This is a genomic window from Acinetobacter sp. FDAARGOS_515, assembly GCF_003938865.1.
Classification (GTDB): domain Bacteria; phylum Pseudomonadota; class Gammaproteobacteria; order Pseudomonadales; family Moraxellaceae; genus Acinetobacter; species Acinetobacter ursingii.
Map to the genome: position 1 here is coordinate 361,254 of NZ_RKIX01000003.1, position 18,515 is coordinate 379,768.

18 protein-coding genes are annotated in these 18,515 nt (G+C 40.8%); 7 read left to right on the forward strand and 11 right to left on the reverse strand.

Going from position 1 to position 18,515, the window contains the following annotated elements; genetic code table 11:
• Window positions 1-41: 41 nt before the first annotated feature.
• The 6 genes from EGS47_RS03180 to EGS47_RS03205 form a co-directional block, all read right to left on the reverse strand.
• On the reverse strand, window positions 42-704 hold the full coding sequence (locus EGS47_RS03180) for an urease accessory protein UreF (RefSeq protein ID WP_005003093.1): 663 nt from the start codon (window positions 702-704) through the stop codon (window positions 42-44).
• Window positions 694-1,173 (reverse strand): urease accessory protein UreE, encoded by a 480-nt coding sequence (gene ureE, locus EGS47_RS03185; RefSeq protein WP_005003090.1) that lies wholly within the window; start codon window positions 1,171-1,173, stop codon window positions 694-696. The genes EGS47_RS03180 and ureE overlap by 11 nt, the downstream gene beginning before the upstream one ends.
• A gap of 27 nt (window positions 1,174-1,200) precedes the next feature.
• On the reverse strand, window positions 1,201-2,901 hold the full coding sequence (gene ureC / locus EGS47_RS03190; RefSeq protein ID WP_005003088.1) for an urease subunit alpha: 1,701 nt from the start codon (window positions 2,899-2,901) through the stop codon (window positions 1,201-1,203).
• 29 nt (window positions 2,902-2,930) lie between these two features.
• The gene (locus EGS47_RS03195; protein WP_005003087.1) at window positions 2,931-3,239 is read right to left on the reverse strand and encodes an urease subunit beta; all 309 of its coding nucleotides are present in this window, start codon (window positions 3,237-3,239) and stop codon (window positions 2,931-2,933) included.
• A 19-nt stretch (window positions 3,240-3,258) separates the two neighbouring features.
• Entirely contained in the window at window positions 3,259-3,561 is a 303-nt protein-coding gene (ureA, locus tag EGS47_RS03200) for an urease subunit gamma (protein ID WP_004996355.1), read from the reverse strand.
• Between the two features lie 109 nt (window positions 3,562-3,670).
• Window positions 3,671-4,546 carry an urease accessory protein UreD gene (locus EGS47_RS03205; RefSeq protein WP_005003086.1) on the reverse strand — a complete coding sequence of 292 codons (876 nt, stop codon included), beginning with the start codon at window positions 4,544-4,546 and terminating at the stop codon, window positions 3,671-3,673.
• Between the two features lie 190 nt (window positions 4,547-4,736).
• Between EGS47_RS03205 and EGS47_RS03210 the strand changes: the two genes are divergently transcribed.
• From EGS47_RS03210 to EGS47_RS03225, 4 genes are all read left to right on the forward strand, one after another.
• Window positions 4,737-5,498: a 3-oxoacyl-ACP reductase gene (locus EGS47_RS03210; RefSeq protein ID WP_005003085.1), complete on the forward strand. Its 762-nt coding sequence runs from the start codon at window positions 4,737-4,739 to the stop codon at window positions 5,496-5,498.
• Window positions 5,499-5,621: 123 nt separating this feature from the next.
• Complete coding sequence (locus tag EGS47_RS03215) at window positions 5,622-5,942, forward strand: hypothetical protein (protein ID WP_005003083.1); 321 nt, start codon at window positions 5,622-5,624, stop codon at window positions 5,940-5,942.
• Window positions 5,943-6,092: 150 nt separating this feature from the next.
• Window positions 6,093-6,584, forward strand: a complete 492-nt coding sequence (locus tag EGS47_RS03220) for a copper resistance protein NlpE (protein ID WP_005003081.1) — start codon at window positions 6,093-6,095, stop codon at window positions 6,582-6,584.
• Window positions 6,585-6,755: 171 nt separating this feature from the next.
• Entirely contained in the window at window positions 6,756-7,727 is a 972-nt protein-coding gene (locus EGS47_RS03225; RefSeq protein ID WP_005003079.1) for an NAD(P)H-dependent flavin oxidoreductase, read from the forward strand.
• Window positions 7,728-7,812: 85 nt separating this feature from the next.
• Here EGS47_RS03225 and EGS47_RS03230 read toward each other — a convergent pair whose 3' ends face one another.
• A complete protein-coding gene (locus EGS47_RS03230) occupies window positions 7,813-9,411 on the reverse strand; it encodes an isocitrate lyase (RefSeq protein WP_004990558.1) in 1,599 nt (532 codons plus the stop codon).
• A 605-nt stretch (window positions 9,412-10,016) separates the two neighbouring features.
• Here EGS47_RS03230 and EGS47_RS03235 point away from each other — a divergent pair.
• Together EGS47_RS03235 and EGS47_RS03240 are read left to right on the forward strand one after the other, a co-directional pair.
• Entirely contained in the window at window positions 10,017-11,006 is a 990-nt protein-coding gene (locus tag EGS47_RS03235; protein WP_004990560.1) for a LysR family transcriptional regulator, read from the forward strand.
• 129 nt (window positions 11,007-11,135) lie between these two features.
• Entirely contained in the window at window positions 11,136-12,458 is a 1,323-nt protein-coding gene (locus EGS47_RS03240) for a hemolysin family protein (RefSeq protein WP_005003078.1), read from the forward strand.
• Between the two features lie 42 nt (window positions 12,459-12,500).
• Here the strand turns inward: EGS47_RS03240 and EGS47_RS03245 are convergent, their stop codons facing one another.
• The 3 genes from EGS47_RS03245 to cysD all read right to left on the reverse strand — a co-directional run bounded on the left by EGS47_RS03245 (window position 12,501) and on the right by cysD (window position 15,803).
• Window positions 12,501-13,004, reverse strand: coding sequence for a hypothetical protein (locus EGS47_RS03245; protein WP_005003075.1), 504 nt, complete (start codon window positions 13,002-13,004; stop codon window positions 12,501-12,503).
• A 205-nt stretch (window positions 13,005-13,209) separates the two neighbouring features.
• A complete protein-coding gene (cysN, locus tag EGS47_RS03250; RefSeq protein WP_005003074.1) occupies window positions 13,210-14,823 on the reverse strand; it encodes a sulfate adenylyltransferase subunit CysN in 1,614 nt (537 codons plus the stop codon).
• Between the two features lie 71 nt (window positions 14,824-14,894).
• Window positions 14,895-15,803, reverse strand: coding sequence for a sulfate adenylyltransferase subunit CysD (gene cysD / locus EGS47_RS03255; RefSeq protein ID WP_004990602.1), 909 nt, complete (start codon window positions 15,801-15,803; stop codon window positions 14,895-14,897).
• Window positions 15,804-16,144: 341 nt separating this feature from the next.
• Here cysD and EGS47_RS03260 point away from each other — a divergent pair, with 341 nt between their 5' ends.
• Window positions 16,145-17,539: a cobyric acid synthase gene (locus EGS47_RS03260; RefSeq protein ID WP_026039948.1), complete on the forward strand. Its 1,395-nt coding sequence runs from the start codon at window positions 16,145-16,147 to the stop codon at window positions 17,537-17,539.
• Between the two features lie 157 nt (window positions 17,540-17,696).
• Here EGS47_RS03260 and EGS47_RS03265 read toward each other — a convergent pair whose 3' ends face one another.
• Window positions 17,697-18,488 carry a hypothetical protein gene (locus EGS47_RS03265; RefSeq protein WP_125269180.1) on the reverse strand — a complete coding sequence of 264 codons (792 nt, stop codon included), beginning with the start codon at window positions 18,486-18,488 and terminating at the stop codon, window positions 17,697-17,699.
• Window positions 18,489-18,515 lie beyond the last annotated feature (27 nt).

An 18,515-nucleotide genomic window follows, 5' to 3' on the forward strand; every position in this document is an offset into this window, starting at 1 on the left:
GTCCAAATAATGATGAAAAACCTATCTAAGATCCCCCACATTTATGATCTAAATAATCTGGAATACTGCGTTTCATGTTGCATACTCAACATGGCATAACGTGGTAAAGCACTGCTGAGTTCATCATCCTGTAATGCCAAAGCCTGCTCAACTGCCTGTGGTACAAGGCTATGCAAATGCCATAAAATGCGCTGTCCACTCATCTGCCCCAAAGGCACAGTTTTTACCGCTGCCAACACCTGATTTTCCAACACACTAAAGCTATATGCGGTTAAAACATCAGCTTCATTTAAACCCAATCGACCACAGAGTTGTGCATAGACAGGAACAAAACCAAATTGCTTTTTGACCTCAACGGGCATTTTCAGGACATCTTTAATCCATGCATTTAAAGAAAATGCCAACTGCTGCGATTCGGCTAAAAGCTCTTTGCTTTCACGACTGGCTTTATATAAATTTGCCCAATGTAAAAACTCTGTATCATCGGCATAAGATTGCACCAGTCGCTTAAGCACAGGCAGTTCAAATCTAACCAGTAGCATTTCCAAGACTTCTTCAAAATACGCCATACTGCTGGCCTCATCCTGAATTAGTCCTATTTCAATCGCGCTTTCTACACCTTGCGAATAGCAATATGCACCGACAGGTAACGCCGTTGAGGATAAAGTCAATAGCTTAAGCAGTTGCGCAGCATTAATGGACATGATGTAAAGACTTGATTGGGCTTAAACGATGATCATGGGCATGTTGTGCATATGCACCACTTTCAGGTTCAAACGCATGTTCGACCAGTTTTACATGCAAGCCTAAGCCTTCGACCATTTCTGCCAGTACATGATCAGGTTCAAAATACAGCTCATAAGGAGTAAGCATTAATGGCACATGGCGGTTACCCAAATGATAAGCCGCTTTAAGCAATTCAAAATCAGTCTTGGCAGTCACTTGCATCAGTTGTTCAGGTTTAGCATCAACACGCAACACCTCACCCTCATTTGTGGCAATAAAAGAGCCACTACGTAAAATGCCAGTACGTGGCAAATCCGCACCAATATCAGTGCCGTTGCTTAAAGTGGCACGAAAGCGTGATTTTTGACGTGTATCAAAGCTCAGTTCAACCGTTTCAAAGGCTCGATCTGATGCAATTTCATCAAGACGCTGGGTGTAGATTTTCATACAATTCCTCGTACTTATTTTTAATCATCAAAACAAGAAATAACGTTGTGCCATCGGCAACACATCCGCAGGCTCACAGGTCAATAACTCACCATCTGCACGTACCTCATAAGTTTCAGGATGAACATCCATCACTGGGCAATAGGTATTATGCTTCATATCCGCTTTGGTGATATTACGGGTGTTTTTACAAGGGCTAATCAATTTCTTCAGTTTTAACTTTTCAGCCACACCATTTTCAATAGCGACTTGTGATAAAAAAGTAATACAGGTGTTATGCACGCCACGCGGATAAGCACCAAACATCGGACGATAATGTACAGGCTGTGGCGTTGGAATGGAGGCATTAATATCACCCATTGGTGCTGCTGCAATCATGCCACCTTTGATAATCATGGACGGTTTTACCCCAAAAAAAGCGGGTTTCCACAGTACCAAATCTGCCAATTTACCTTCTTCTACCGAACCGACTTCATGACTTAAGCCATGCGTAATCGCAGGATTAATCGTGTATTTCGCAATATAGCGTTTCACCCGATTGTTATCATGCGTGGCATTATCGCCCTCTAAAGCACCGCGTTGAATTTTCATCTTATGCGCAGTTTGCCAAGTCCGAATAATCACCTCACCGACACGTCCCATCGCTTGCGAGTCAGAAGACATCATCGCAATTGCACCCAAATCCTGCAAAATATCTTCGGCAGCGATAGTTTCACGGCGAATCCGACTCTCGGCAAATGCCACGTCTTCGGCAATTGCTGGATCAAGATGGTGACACACCATCAACATATCCAGATGCTCATCGATAGTATTGATGGTATAGGGACGAGTCGGATTGGTTGAAGATGGCAAAACATTGGCCTGACCAATCGCTTTTAAAATATCGGGTGCATGTCCACCACCCGCGCCCTCGGTATGGTAAGTATGGATGGTACGATTTTTAAATGCCGCCAGCGTTTCTTCTAGAAAACCACTTTCATTTAAAGTGTCAGTATGAATCGCCACCTGTACATCAAATTCATCTGCAACACTTAAGCAATTATCAATGGCTGCTGGCGTTGAACCCCAGTCTTCATGTAGTTTGAGTCCTACCACACCTGCTTTAATTTGCTCTCGAATCGGATCGGGCAAACTTAAGTTGCCTTTACCTAACAATCCAATGTTCATCGGTAAATCATCAATCGCCTGTAACATGGTCGCAATATGCCACGGCCCTGGTGTGACCGTGGTTGCCGATGTTCCCGCTGCTGGGCCAGTGCCGCCACCGACCATCGTGGTCACACCAGACATCAACGCTGTTTCGACTTGTTGCGGGCAAATCCAGTGGATGTGGGTGTCGATACCTCCTGCGGTGAGAATCTGCCCTTCACCTGCAATCACTTCGGTTGCTGCACCAAGCGGAATGGTAATATCTGGCTGAATATCAGGATTCCCTGCTTTACCAATTTTCCAGATTCGGCCATTTTTAAGACCCACATCAGCTTTGACAATGCCCCACCAATCGACAATGAGGACATTGGTAATGACCGTATCGGCAACGGCATCAGCCAGCATTTGCGATTGGCCCATCCCATCACGAATCACTTTACCGCCACCGAACTTGACTTCTTCGCCATAGGTGGTTAAGTCTTGTTCAACCTCAATAAATAGTTCGGTATCGGCTAAACGAACTCGATCACCCACCGTTGGCCCAAACATTTCAGCGTATGCACGACGTGACATTTTCATAATAAGTTTCTCTGTAATATTTTATCTTTTTAATCCAATACGCCCATCACACGACCTGCAAAACCATATACTTCGCGTTTCCCTGCCAATGCCACCAGTTCCACATCACGGCTTTGCCCTGGCTCAAAACGTACCGCTGTTCCTGCGGCGATATTCAATCGATAGCCCCTAGTTTGCTCACGATCAAACTGCAAGGCATCATTGGCCTCAGCAAAATGAAAATGCGAACCCACCTGTATCGGACGGTCACCTGTATTGGCGACACTGACTTTTAAAGTCTGGCGTCCGACATTTAACTCGATTTCGCTGTCAGGGGTGATTACTTCACCAGGAATCATCTTGTTCTCCTTATTATTGTTATACGATCGGTTGATGAACCGTAACTAATTTAGAACCATCAGGGAAAGTCGCTTCCACCTGTACTTCGGCAATCATCTCAGGCACACCGTCCATCACATCATTTTTAGTTAACAGTGTGGTGCCATAGTGCATCAATTCAGCCACACTCATCCCATCGCGCGCACCCTCAAGCAAAGCTGCTGAAATAAAAGCCACCGCTTCTGGATAATTCAATTTCAACCCACGGGCTTTGCGGCGCTCTGCCACCAATCCCGCAGTAAAAATCAGCATTTTGTCTTTTTCGGTCGGATTAAGTTCCATGAATTCTTCCTAATCTTGGTGGTTTAATTTAAGCAAAATATATGCACAATTTGCGATAATGATCTTGATATGTCATGCGACTCATCAGCAGTATTGAATAAGCCATATATCAAGTGCGCCAAATACGCGGAAATTCCTCATCCAGATTAAACCAGTAGCGGCGCAGTCTGGCTCGAATAGCTGCAAATGCATCGTGACACACACGCACGTCATCTCCTAAAAAACGCGCACAGATCACATCGTCCAGTAATGTTAATCTAACAGGCACTTTCATACGTACCATCAATTCACGGATCAATTCAATGTGTTGTTCTAGATAAAAACTTGCACGGTATTGTTCAGGAGCCACCGCCCAAAAACTTCCCATGACCGCACAACCGTTCATGCCTAAACAGGAAGATAACCAACGATCCTGACCTTTAAAACGCAATGTATCTGCCACTAAAAGTTTCTGCTCACGATACAATTTAAACTGATTGGCATAGGCGCCGGTTTGAAAGGTTTCAGCTCTGGCCTGTCGACCAAGTACCAACATATCCCAACCAATGAAACTCGCAGTTTGACCCAGATGAATACGGGTTTCTGAATGGGCATTGGCACCATCAAATAGCATGGTTTCCTGAGGAAGCCATTCCAGTATCGAATGGTCTTTTACCTGTAAATGAATATGTTGAAATGCCTGTTTACCGTTGGTTTTATACCATTTCCCCGCCCCAGGTGTCGTCACTACCGCATGGGCATTTTCTTGAGTAGAAATTTGAAACGTTAAATGATCACCCCCTGCAATTCCAGCAGGTGGATGCACAATAATGGCATGGCACACCCCTGTCTTTTCAGGCCACAGCATTTTTTGCACCCGAACAGGACCATAATGTTTACGATGACTCATAATGGTGCGTTGACCATCATATTTAAATCCTAGTTCCAACTCGGCATACCACAAAGCTTTAGACCTTTGGGCTGTAAAGTCCTGTGGTTGATTCATTGCATTCCTTTTATAACGAAATATGAAGGGTATTGTTATAATGCAAAAATTGCACCAATAACTTGCAAATGATGCTTTTGCAAACTATATACTCTGTTTATCATCAATCCTAAAACAATATAGGTTTGATTTCAGACTGGGTTTTTCCTAATCTTAAGTCATCTTGGTACTCTCTAAAAAGTGATTTGACATGGAAATTCAAGAACAAGTTGTGCTGGTGACAGGGGGAGCGCGTGGTCTAGGTTTAGCCATTTCTCAAGCTTTACTCAAACAAGGTGCTCGTGTTGTAGTCAACTATCTCAATAGCCATAGCGCCGCACAAGATTTGCAACAACAATTTCCAAATCAGGTTTTGATCTATCAGGCAGATATCACTCAAGCTGATCAGGTTTTAGCAATGTTTAAAGCCGCGAAACATCATTTTGGTAATGGAATTACATCTGTAGTCAATAATGCATTAATCAAATTTGAATTTAATGGGGAAGCGCGTCCGCATATTGAAAACTTAAATTGGGACGATATGCAGCAACAATTTGAAGGTGCTGTAAAAGCCGCAATAAATACCCTACAGGCTGGACTTGAGGATATGAAAGCAGCGCAGTTCGGCCGTGTGGTAAATATTGGAACCAATCTGGTACAAAATCCTGTAGTGCCCTATCATGACTATACCGCTGCCAAAGCAGCTTTATTGGCTTTCACACGTACCAGTGCGCATGAACTCGGTCAATATGGAATCAATATCAACATGCTTTCAGGTGGTTTACTCCAAACGACTGATGCCAGTAAAGCAACACCTGATGCGGTATTTGATTTAATTGCAGCATCGACTCCGCTCAGACGTACCACCACACCACAAGAATTTGCCGATGCTGTTTTACTGTTCTTATCGCCGTGGTCACGTGCTATTACAGGACAAAATTTAATCGTAGATGGCGGTCTGGTAAAAAACTAATTTTTCCGATCGAGATAAAATTGCTTAATTAGCCAAAAATTAAGCAGTTTTTTTAAATATGCCAACTTTTTTACTTTAAAATCCTTATAAACTATTTGCTTCTTTTATTTTCACTCAATTTTTATGAAACTTTTCTTGGTGATCGCCACGTGTAGCTTATTATTTGGCTGCTTACTTGGAAGTTCGAGTGAAATTAAACGTGCCGAAAAAATGCTTGAACATTTTCAGTGCAAAAATATTGAAGTTCATGAGATGCCTCAAAGTAATATCAACACTTTTCATCAGCAATCTTTAGCAGTAAGTAAACAAAAAGCCAGCCACTATATTGAACAATATAAGCAAGGGGAAAGCCTGTTTGATATGCCGCTTGATGAGGTTGTTGAACAGCAATATCAACTATATAAATCTGCATGCCAATCTTTAGGTGGTGTCACGTCTGACTGATGCCTCATCAATTGATGAAAGCCTACACAACACAACTAAATTGATACTAAAACAATGATTTTGTTCAAATTACTTACATATCGCTACTATTTACAGAACGTGTAATTTTGTAGGCTAATCTCTGATTTAAAAAAACTTGGATAAATCGATATGAAAAAATCACTTATTGCGATTGCAATTGCCAGTACTTTATTAGTGGCATGTTCAAAAAAAGAAAATCAGACTGAAACAACGACCTCTGCTGCTGACCAAACTCCTGTTGCCTCCGCTCCTGCTGAAACAGCAACGGCTGTTGATACAGCCCATACAGCTGAAAACTCTCTAGATTGGGCGGGTGATTATAAAGGCAAATTACCTTGTGCGGATTGTGAAGGCATCCAAACAGAGCTCGAATTAAAAGCGGATAAAACTTTTGAATTAAAAGAAACTTATCTAGGTGGCAAAAGCGATGGTAAGCCAATCGAAACTAAAGGCACATTTAAATTTGATGAACAAAAACCTTCAGTAATTGTTTTGGATACTCAACCAGATCAGCGTCAATTCTTTATTGGTGAAAACACCGCGACTGCTTTAGATATGGAAGGTAATAAAATCGAAGGTGCGATGGCTGGTCTTTATGTTCTTAAAAAAGAAAGCCATTAACACGTCCTGATTTATAAAATATTGAATACCAATCCTAAGTGATTGGTATTTTTACAAATACCGCATAATGAAATAAAGTTTCTAAAAATACATATTCAATTATAAAAAACAAAACACTATAGTAAGATCAAACTATCAATCAAATCGAAGTAAAAACAAGGATTCTCTTCAATGAAAACGCGTGTAACCGAATTACTTGGTATTGAATATCCTATCGTTCAGGGCGGGATGATGTGGGTCGGACGAGCTGAATTAGCAAGTGCTGTTTCAAATGCAGGAGGGCTTGGCACATTGACAGCCCTGACTCAACCAAGCCCTGAAGACCTACTCAAAGAAATTCAGCGTTGCCGCGACATGACGGATAAACCTTTTGCAGTGAATTTGACTTTTTTACCCGCGATTAATCCGCCACCTTATGCCGAATATCGTCAAGCCATTATCGAAAGTGGCGTCAAGATTGTAGAAACCGCGGGCAATAAACCTCAAGAACACATTGAAGATTTTAAAAAGCATCATATTACGGTGCTGCATAAATGTACGTCGGTACGGCATGCGCTTTCTGCCCAGCGTATGGGGGCAGATATCATTTCAATTGATGGTTTTGAATGTGCTGGGCATCCGGGTGAAGATGACATTCCTGGACTGATCTTGATCCCAGCCGCTGCCGATCAAGTCAAAATTCCGCTGATCGCTAGTGGTGGTTTTGCCGATGGTCGTGGTTTGGTGGCTGCTTTGGCATTGGGTGCAGAAGGCATCAATATGGGAACGCGTTTTTGTATGACGCAGGAAGCACCCATTCATGAAAAAATTAAGCAGTACTATTTAAATCAGGACGAACGCTCAACCAACCTGATTTTTAGAAAGTTCCGTAATACCACTCGAGTGGCAAAAAACAGTATTTCCGATCTAGTGGTAGAACTGAGTCAAAAACCTGATATTCAATTTGAAGAAATTCGTCCTTATGTGTCTGGTGCAAAAGGTCGTATGGCTTTAGAAACGGGTGATGTCGATGCAGGCTTACTTTCCGCAGGTCAGGTTTTAGGTCTAATTCATGATATTCCAAGCTGCCATGATCTCATTCAAGGCATTATGACTGAAGCACACGAAATTATTCAGCAACGTTTGAATCGTTTAATAGATTGATTATTCTTTATTTTTTAATAATTTAGTTCATTTTTCATCTCATAAAAAACCCTGCTAATGCAGGGTTTTTTTTAAACCATTCGACTTAGTGAGCGAATTGGTTCATGGTGTTTTTGCTCGCATCACCTGCTTTAAGCGCTTGTTCACCAGCAAAGATTTCTTTATGGTCATCACCGATGTCAGAACCAGCCATTGCTTGGTGTTTAACACATGCGATACCACCGCGGATTTCTTTACGTTGTACGCCAGCAACATAAGCCAACATACCTTCTTCACCGAAGTAACCTTTCGCAAGCTCATGCGTAGAAAGAGCAGCAGTGTGGTAAGTCGGTAGAGTGATCAAGTGGTGGAACACACCCGCTTCACGTGCAGCATCAGCTTGGAAAGTACGGATTTTTTCGTCAGCATCAGCAGCTAATTCAGAGTTATCGTACTCAGCGCTCATCAACTTCGCACGGTCATAACCAGAAACGTCTTTACCTTCAGCAACCCAACGATCATAAGATTGTTGACGGAAGTTTAACGTCCAGTTGAATGACGGAGAGTTGTTATAAACAAGTTTTGCATTTGGAACTTGTTTTTTGATGTCATTTACGAAACCAGCAATACCAGCAACGTCTGGAGTTGGTGTTTCGATCCAGATCATGTCTGCACCGTTTTGTAAGCTCGTTACACAGTCAAGTACAACGCGGTCATGTTGAGTGCCTTCACGGAACTGATACAAGCCAGAAGCTAAACGAGTTGGACGGTGTAATTTACCATCACGTTTGATCAGGATTTCGTCTTCTTGAGCATCAGCGATATCAATTTCTTGAGTGTCTAAGTAGCTGATGTATTGAGAAGCCAAGTCACCTTTCTCTTTAGATACAGGGATCTTTTGAGTCAAGTCAGCGCCTTCAGAGTCAGTACGTGCAACGATTACACCTTCGTCAACACCAAGCTCAAGGAATGCATAACGTACAGCATTGATTTTTGCAAGGAAGTCTTCGTGTGGAACAGTGACTTTACCAGCTTGGTGACCACATTGTTTCGCATCAGAAACTTGGTTTTCGATTTGGATTGCACAAGCACCCGCTTCGATCATTTGTTTAGTCAACAAATAAGTTGCTTCTTCGTTACCAAAACCAGCATCGATGTCGGCAATGATTGGCACAACGTGAGTTTCGAAGTTGTCGATAGACGCTTCGATTTCTTTCACTTTTGCAGAATCACCAGCCGCTTCAGCTTTTTGTAAAGCACGGAACAAATCGTTGAGTTCTTTTGCATCCGCTTGACGCAAGAATGTATAGATTTCTGCGATCAACTTAGGCACAGCAGTTTTTTCGTGCATAGATTGGTCAGGAAGTGGACCAAATTCAGAACGAAGTGCAGCAACCATCCAACCAGAAAGGTAGATATAACGTTTGTTGGTTGTACCGAAATATTTTTTGTTCGCAATCATTTTTTGTTGCGCGATGAAACCATGCCAGCAACCCAAAGATTGAGTATAGCTGCTGTTGTCAGCATCATATTCAGCCATATCTTTACGCATGATAGCAGCTGTATATTTAGCGATGTCCAAACCAGTATGGAAACGGTTTTGAACGATCATGCGAGCAGCGTCTTCAGGACGAATCGCATCCCAAGTGCCACCTAATTTATTTTTTACGGCACGTACGTGCTCAAGAGCTGATTGATATGTCATGATATATTCCTTTTTAGGATTTCATCGAAAAGATGTCATGCTGAACAGTCATGTTTATTTGACTCGACTATAATTCAGTCACTTCATCAATATGCTCACAGCTTAGTCTGAGCTAAAAAATTAATCCAATATCCTCCATTAATCTTCAGTATTTTTTAAAAAAATATATAGATTAAAGTCGTATTATAATTATATTTCAAAATATTAAGATTTTGATTTTATTAGAATAAATAAAAATCAAAGATTCATAAAACTGTTTAAACCAAATAATTTAAGCGTTTTTTAATGTCTTCAACTGAGATCTTGCTACTCATTGAAGCATCGATAAATGTAAAAAATAGTAAAAATTTGCCAATGTGAAGGTCAATCAGGCTTGTTACAGTCGAAAGCTAAAGAATGAAAATCAGATATTCATTCAGATTTTCTAATTTGAATGAAAAGGCCATGCAATGTTTTTCATCTCTTGCTTGAATTTTTTAAAGCCTCACTATTGTTTAGGCTGAGCGAGATGAGGTGCTGTTTTTTGCAGCGTTTTTTTACACAAATAGTTTCATCTATGGCATAATCATTCGCAATTTCATAATTTTATTTTCGGTATTTTTTTTATGAATCTGGAGCGGGTAGATCTTAATCTATTAATTTATCTTGACGTGCTTCTTCGCGAAAAAAATGTCACTCGTGCAGCCGAACAATTGGGCGTTACCCAACCCGCGATGAGTAATATTTTGCGTAGACTTCGCAATTTATTTAATGATCCCCTCTTGATCCGCTCCTCAGAAGGCATGACTCCAACTGAACGTGCGCTTGAACTACAACCACGTATTCGCGATGCGCTTTCTGATCTCTCGATGATTTTGGAGCCTCGTACCGAATTTCGTCCTTATACCAGTAATCGTGTGTTTCGGATTATGACTTCCGATTATGCGGAGGCAACACTGGTTCCTCGTCTGGTCAAAGCCCTGCGTTCAGAAGCACCCAACGTTGTTTTGGATTTTCTAACCCCAAGCGATGTGTCTTATCGCGATATGGAACAGGGTAAAGTTGATCTTGCGATTAATCGATTTAATGAAATTCCACAAAGTTTCCATCAGGTCTTAGTTTGGCGAGATAGCTTCAGTTGTTTACTCAATGATAAACATCCAGCAGCACAGCACCTCAACCTCAAAAATTATTTGGATGCCCAACATATCTGGGTTTCTAAAACAGGCATGGGCGTTGGCTTTGGGATTAATCCTGATAAACAGGCAGGTCTAGGCTGGATTGATCAGGCATTAGAGCGAATTGGACAAAAACGCAAAATCTCAGTGTTTACCCGACATTATCAAATGCCAGCTTTATTGGCTCAAAACGTAGATTTAGTTGCTACCTTACCTACTCGTATGGCGCGCCTACAAGCCAATAATCCTAAATTACTCATCAAAGACCCTCCATTTTATATTCCTGAGTTTGAACTTAAGATGGCATGGTGCCCTCTATTGCATCATCATCCTGCGCATCGCTGGTTGCGCCAATTGATTTTATTTGTGGCGCGTCAGATGATTGAAGAAGAAAATCGTGAGTTTTTAACAAATAATTCGCAGTTTTCGCATTATTAAAATAAATTTTTGTTAATTTCTTCTATTTTCAAGCTTATACTTAATTTCGTACGGAGGTAGTTTCGACTACCTCGCTTTTTCTTGTTGTGTTAAAACTTTCTCATAATAACGAATGACTACAGGTGAACTGTGAGCCTCTTTCAAAACGTCGTTATCATTGCCATACTGATTATCGCGGCGGGTTTTTTATCTTTAACTGAAATCGCGCTGGCGGGTGCTCGTAAAGTAAAATTAAAAATTCTTGCTGAATCGGGCGATGAACGCGCACAAAAAGTCCTTGATCTTCAGCATCAATCGGCTGATTTCTTTGCAGCTTCTCAAATCGGTCTCAACGCCGTCGCTATTCTTGGCGGTATCTTGGGAGAAGCAGCTTTTCGTCCATTTTTCGTCCATCTGGTCGACCGTTTCTATGATGGGCCGTGGACAGAAACGATTGGATTTGTACTTTCCTTTACCTTTGTTACTTCCCTATTTATTTTATTTGCCGATCTGATGCCAAAGCGTCTGGCGATGATTGCACCCGAAAAAATTGCAGTCTCGGTCATCAATCCGATTCAGGTATTTATCAAAATTTGTAAACCTTTAGCATGGTTTATCAATGCGATTGCCAATTTGCTATTTCGTTTATTTAAAGTGAATACCACGCGTGATGATAATATTACCTTTGATGATATTTCTGCGGTGATGGAAGCAGGTGCTCAAGCGGGTGTCTTGCAAAAACAAGAGCATCATTTTATCGAAAATGTATTTGAACTTGAAGAGCGCACCGTTCCTTCAAGTATGACGACACGTGAAAATATCGTGTATTTTGCGCTTGATGAGTCCGATGAAAGTATTCGTCAAAAACTGGCAGAATATCCTTATTCCAAGTTTTTGGTGTGTAATGATAATATTGATCAGGTGATTGGGTATGTCGATGCTAAAGATATTTTGGTGCGTATTCTCAATAGCCAGTCCTTGATTCAGCTCAAAGAAAATACCATCCGTACTGTATTGACTATTCCAGATACGCTAACGCTTTCTGAGGTTTTAGACAGATTTCGTTCGACCAAAGAAAAATTTGCAGTGGTCATTAATGAATATGCCTTAGTCGTCGGGGTGATTACTTTAAGCGATATTATGATTACGGTGATGGGCGATTGGGTTACCCCTATTGAAGCAGATCAGCAGATCATTAAGCGTGATAATAATTCATGGCTGATTGATGGCAGTACGCCAATCGAAGACCTGAAACATGCACTCGAAATTGATGAAATGCCAGATGAAGAAAACTATGAAACGCTGGCAGGTTTTATGATGTATCAACTGCGTAAAATTCCGCGCCCTGCCGATAGTGTCGAGTTTAGTGGTTTCAAATTTGAAGTTGTCGATGTCGATCATTACAAAATTGACCAATTACTGGTTACGCGGATTTTGGAAAAACTGGAAGATCAAAGTTTAATTGAAGACTAATTCGTGAGAGAGAAAATATTGAATCTCTCTCACTTTTTTCAATCAATGCGCAATCAATGCATTAATTAATGCCCCATAGTGTAATTGAATATCTTCTGACAAAATTTTGTAAGCACTATCAAATTGCACCATCGGCCAGCCTTCTTTCCAGAACGGGAAAATATTATGCAAATCTTTGGTGACAATCGCATCTTCACGAGTGATGGCTTGTGCGATTTGTGCTAAAACCTGTGCTGTTTCGGCACCATCAATCGCCATATAATCTATACCACGTGCTTTCAAAATACGAATACGGTCTTTCTTATAACGAATTTTCTTTGCTTGTGCAGGATTCAATTCCAATGCCAGCGTCACAGCCTCTACAAATTTTTCTTCAAAACTATGGTTTAAAGCTACAAGTGCTTGTTTATGTGCTTCTTGTCGACCCGCTTTGCCCCCATTACGGATAATCTCTTTCGCTTCAACATCAAGCTCATCTTTTTTCATTGACTGTAAAATATCTAAAATTTCGATATCCGTTAAAGATTCAGGAGATTGGTCGGTCATGGAAGTCTCTGCAAAAATGAAAGAACTATTGTCGCATAAAAGCGATGTCAAAGCAGAATTAAAATGTCAGTTTTCTCTTGCTGAATCTATCAATATTTTATTCCTGTTTGGACTTTTTTTATTGTATATACAATAATTTAATTGAGCTCAATTTTGATCATAAAAAACCCGCTTACGCGGGTTTATCAATTTCAAATTGGTTTCATTACAAACGAACCAATTCCACCACCTGATCGACTACTTCTTCTACAGTCTCAGCCGTAACATCTGCATCTGACGCTTCTGTAACGGTTGTAATCACCACAATACCCGTTTCACGAAGTAAGTTGATTTGATCAGCAGTCAAATCTGATTTGGCAATCGCCACGACACCTTGCTGAATCAGCAAGCTTTCAAGTGCTTGTGCTTTTTCAAGGATTTTCGCTGAAACACCAATCACCGCAGGTTTTTGACCCAAACGCGCTGCACGGTCTTCGGCAGTCACAGGATTGTTGCTCGCAGTCCATTCCACCGCCGCTTCAACCATACCAGCACCAACCGTTACATTGCTTAAACGGTCAATAAAGATGAAAGAACCTGTATAGCGGGAATCTTGATAACGATCAAAGACCACTGGTGCATCAAACTCGACTGTTACATCTGCAATTGCATTCAGCTCAAGCTCTTCCACTTGAGTATGCTCAAGGGTATTCACATTGACACGATAATGAATTTCAGTCACTTTAGCAGGAACAGTCTGTGTTCCAATTTTGACATTGTACAGCTTACCTTTGACTAAAGGATGCTCAGTCATCCACACCACAGAGGCACGTACACTACGTGAAATCAATGGCTGTTCACCAGCACGGACTAAAATGTTCCCACGAGAAATATCAATTTCATCGTTTAACGTCAAGGTAACGGCTTGACCTGCAATCGCCTGTTCTAGATTGCCATCAAAAGTTACGATTTCTTTGACCGTCGATTTTTTACCCGATGGCAATGCAACAATCTCATCGCCTACATTGATTTCACCGAGTGCAATCGTACCGGCAAAACCACGGAAATCCAGATTTGGACGATTTACATATTGAACAGGGAAACGAAATTCGTGTTTATTGGATTCACGTTTAATTTCCACAGATTCCAAAATGTTCATCAAGGTTTGACCCTTGTACCACGGCGTACTTTCCGATGGATTTACGACATTATCGCCATTCAAAGCTGAAATTGGGACAAATAAAATATTCTCTGGACGGCGATCACCCAACTGGCTGACAAAAGCATCGTATTCAACCTGAATTTCGTTGAAACGCGTTTCAGAAAACTCAACCAAGTCCATTTTATTAATGGCAACGACGATATTTTTAATACCCAATAAGCTGGCAATAAAAGTATGACGACGGGTTTGAGTTTGAACACCATAACGGGCATCAATCAGGATAATCGCGAGGTCTGCTGTTGAAGCACCAGTGGCCATGTTACGGGTATATTGCTCATGTCCCGGGGTATCAGCAATGATGAATTTGCGTTTCTCGGTCGAGAAATAACGATACGCGACATCAATAGTAATGCCCTGCTCACGTTCAGCTTGTAAACCATCGACAAGTAACGCTAAATCAGGTGCTTCACCTGTCGTACCGACTTTCTTACTGTCGCGGGTCACCGCCTGCAATTGATCTTCATAAATCAATTTTGAATCGTAAAGCAAACGCCCAATAAGGGTACTTTTACCATCATCGACATTACCACAAGTCAAAAAGCGTAATAAGTCTTTTTGCTCATGTTGTTTTAAGTACGCCAGAATGTCCTGACTAATAAGATCTGACTGATGAGACATGCTCTAACTCCACAAATTCTGAAATCTTTTCCTAAGCTCCCCTCTTTTTAAGAGGGGTTGGGGGAGATTTATTAGAAATAACCTTCCTGCTTTTTCTTTTCCATTGAGCCCGCTTCATCATGGTCAATCATACGACCTTGACGTTCAGAACTTGTGGCCAAAAGCATTTCCTGAATAATCTCAGGCAAGGTATCTGCCTCAGATTCCACCGCACCCGTTAATGGGTAACAGCCGAGCGTACGGAAACGTACCGATTTCATTTGTGGAACTTCGCCTTCTTTTAAACGCATGCGCTCGTCATCGACCATGATCAGCGTACCACTACGCTCAACCACAGGACGAACCGCAGAGAAATAAAGAGGAACGATTTGAATATTTTCTAAATAGATATACTGCCAGATATCCAGTTCAGTCCAGTTTGACAATGGGAATACACGAATACTTTCGCCCTTGTTTACTTTACCATTGTAAAGATTCCAAAGCTCTGGACGCTGATTTTTAGGATCCCAACGGTGCTTACTATCACGGAATGAATAAACACGTTCTTTGGCACGTGATTTTTCTTCATCACGACGCGCACCACCGAAAGCCGCATCAAACTGATACTTGTCCAAAGCCTGTTTTAAGCCTTGTGTTTTCATGATGTCGGTATATTTCGAGCTACCATGATCGAATGGATTGATGCCCGCATCACGACCTTCTTTGTTCTGATGCACGATCAAATCAAAGCCATGGGTTTTAGCCATATTGTCACGAAAGGCAATCATGTCCTTAAATTTCCAGCCTGTATCGACGTGTAATAAAGGGAATGGAAGTTTTGCAGGATAGAAGGCTTTCAGTGCTAGATGCAGCATCACCGCAGAATCTTTACCAATCGAGTAAAGCATCACTGGGTTTTCAAATTCGGCTGCAACTTCACGAATAATGTGAATACTTTCAGCTTCAAGCTGCTTGAGATGGGTTAATCTATCTTCAGTCATGTGCATCTCCTTTCCAGTCCGTTTTAATCATTAAGCCGCCAAGTAGTTTTTCGTCACAACTTGCGCCACCATATGGAGGAACGAGTGCCATAACAACTCCAAATTGAAAATTCGACATAGCTCTCCAGATTGGCCTTATGCTAGATCTGGAAATAGATATTCATTATAGTGATTTAAACAATACTTACTTTGCATGTTTTTTCATATGTATATCTGATTTAATCATATACAAAACATACAGTGTAGCCTGCATTTGACCACTACGTTGATCGTAAAAATAACGTATTATGCCGTAGGCTACCCCTTTCTGCCTACCCGATTTTATTGATAAGCATATCAGCATGAGACATATTTCAATTTTTGGAACTTCTAGCGATGCTGGAAAATCCACCATGACCTTTGTGATTGCCAAAATCTTACAAGATACAGGTTTACGGGTTGCGCCCTTTAAAGCACAAAATGTCTCGAATAATGCCAGAGTCTGTGATGATGGCAGTGAAATTGCGATTGCCCAGTCGTTTCAGGCTGAAGTTCTGGGTATTGCAACATCGCATCACCTTAATCCTGTATTACTCAAATCTGGCTCAAATGGTCGTGCTTCGGTCATCGTGGAAGGCAAAGTTATTTCACAGCAGCATGTACTCGACTATTACCGCGATCTGGATCAACTCAAACCTGCGGTACAACGCTGTTTTGATTATCTGGCCGACCGTTATGATTGCGTGGTCGCAGAAGGTGCAGGCAGTCCAGTCGAACTTAACTTAATGGACAAAGATCTTTCTAATATTTTTATTGCTGAAACCTATCAAACCAAAATTATTTTAATCGCTGACATCGAAAAAGGTGGCGTATTTGCTTCAATCTGGGGGACTTATAACTTACTCCCCGCTCACCTACGTAACAACGTCATTGGTGTGATCGTCAATAAATTTTGTGGTGATTTGTCTTTATTTGATGCGGGCATCGATATTATTCAGGAACAATTTAAAATTCCAGTTTTAGGCGTTTTGCCCTATATGCCGTTTAATCTGGGTTTTGAAGACAATGCCAGTCTGCAAAATTTTGTACAGCAATCTGGTCAGCAGAAAATCTCGATTGGCGTCATTGCCTATCCTTATATGAGTAATTATAACGACTTTGAACCCTTGATTGCCGATGATGAGGTTTTACTGGAATTTATTCATAGCCCGATTTCTTTAGAACGTTTTGATGTGGTGATACTTCCCGGCTCAAAATTAGTAATTCAGGATTTAAACTGGTTAAAACAAAATGGCTTATTTGAACAACTGCAACAACGTAAAAAAGCGATTTTTGCCATTTGCGGTGGTTATGAAATGCTATTTCAACAGCTATATGATCCTCATCAGATTGAAAACCCACAGCCAACCATCGCGACAGGTCTAAGCTTGATAAATGATGATATTCACTTCACTCAAGATAAAATTCTAAGCAAACAGTCCTATCCAATTTTTGGTATGCAGATTGAAGGATTTGAAATGCATCATGGGGTAAGCCACAAATATCCACTGTATTTTCAAGATAAATATATTCAGGGCACGTTTATTCATCAAATCTTTGATCACAATACGTTTCGTACGCAATACTTACATTCAATTTGTAATGATTATCAGGGTTTTGATTTTCAACAATATAAAACTGAGAAAATTGAAGATTTTGTCGGACAATGCCGTGATCGTTTAAACGTCAATTTAATCTTAGATGCGATTCAAGAGTAATTCGATTCTTATGTTCCAGTTCGTCTATTTATCTTTTTTTATTTTTGGTTCAGCTTAATTTTATCTACAGCACAATTTTTTGACCGTTTTTGCTTAAACTAATCTACAAAAACGGCCAAGTATTGATTCTCAAAACATCACAAAATGATATTTTCAGTTAAATTCCTTTCAATACACGAGCTGCAAAAGTTTTAATATCTTTGTCCTGAATTGTGGTTTTGCCATGACTGATATTTTGGAATTGCTGATTAAAAAACTCGTTATATTGTTTACGTGCCTGAGCCAAATGCTCGTCATAACGCTGAGTAAATTCACCCACATATTCATCTTCAGATAGGCTGAGATCCTTATTACTATCCGTTAAGAAAAATTGTTGATCACGATGGGTTAAATAGTCGCCTAAGGTCACATAGTTTTTATTGTTATTGGCATACATTTGAATAAATTCATTCACATCCGCTGCCATTGGCATCGACAATGGAGATTTTACTTTAAAGCCATCATGTGTCCCTGTTGCGGTGGCCTCGTTCTTGGCATCTTCGGCAGTAATAATACCATCCTGATTTTTATCAAATTGATTAAAGGTTTTATGGCCAATTTCCTGATATTCCTTTAAGGTAATTTTGTCGTCTTTATTGGTATTTAATACACCAAAACGAACATGTGCCTGTTTCAACGACATCTCACGGCGCTGCTTTAATACAGGCTCCAGTCTGGCTTGTTCATACTGCACGTATTGTTGTTGATTCACTTGCTTTTGGGTTTTAAATAAATCTGCATAATCAGCCGCGTAGTTTTTAACAAAGGTTACATTGTCTGGATTTTTATCTTGTGGATGGTACAAGGCATAAAGGCCATAAGCCTGTGCTTCAATCTGATGATCTGGAGCAGCCATTACAAATGAGCTAAAAATGCTGCAAGCCAAGAGGGTAAATTTAATGTGTTTCATGATGATGTCCTAAACGATTTCTGATAA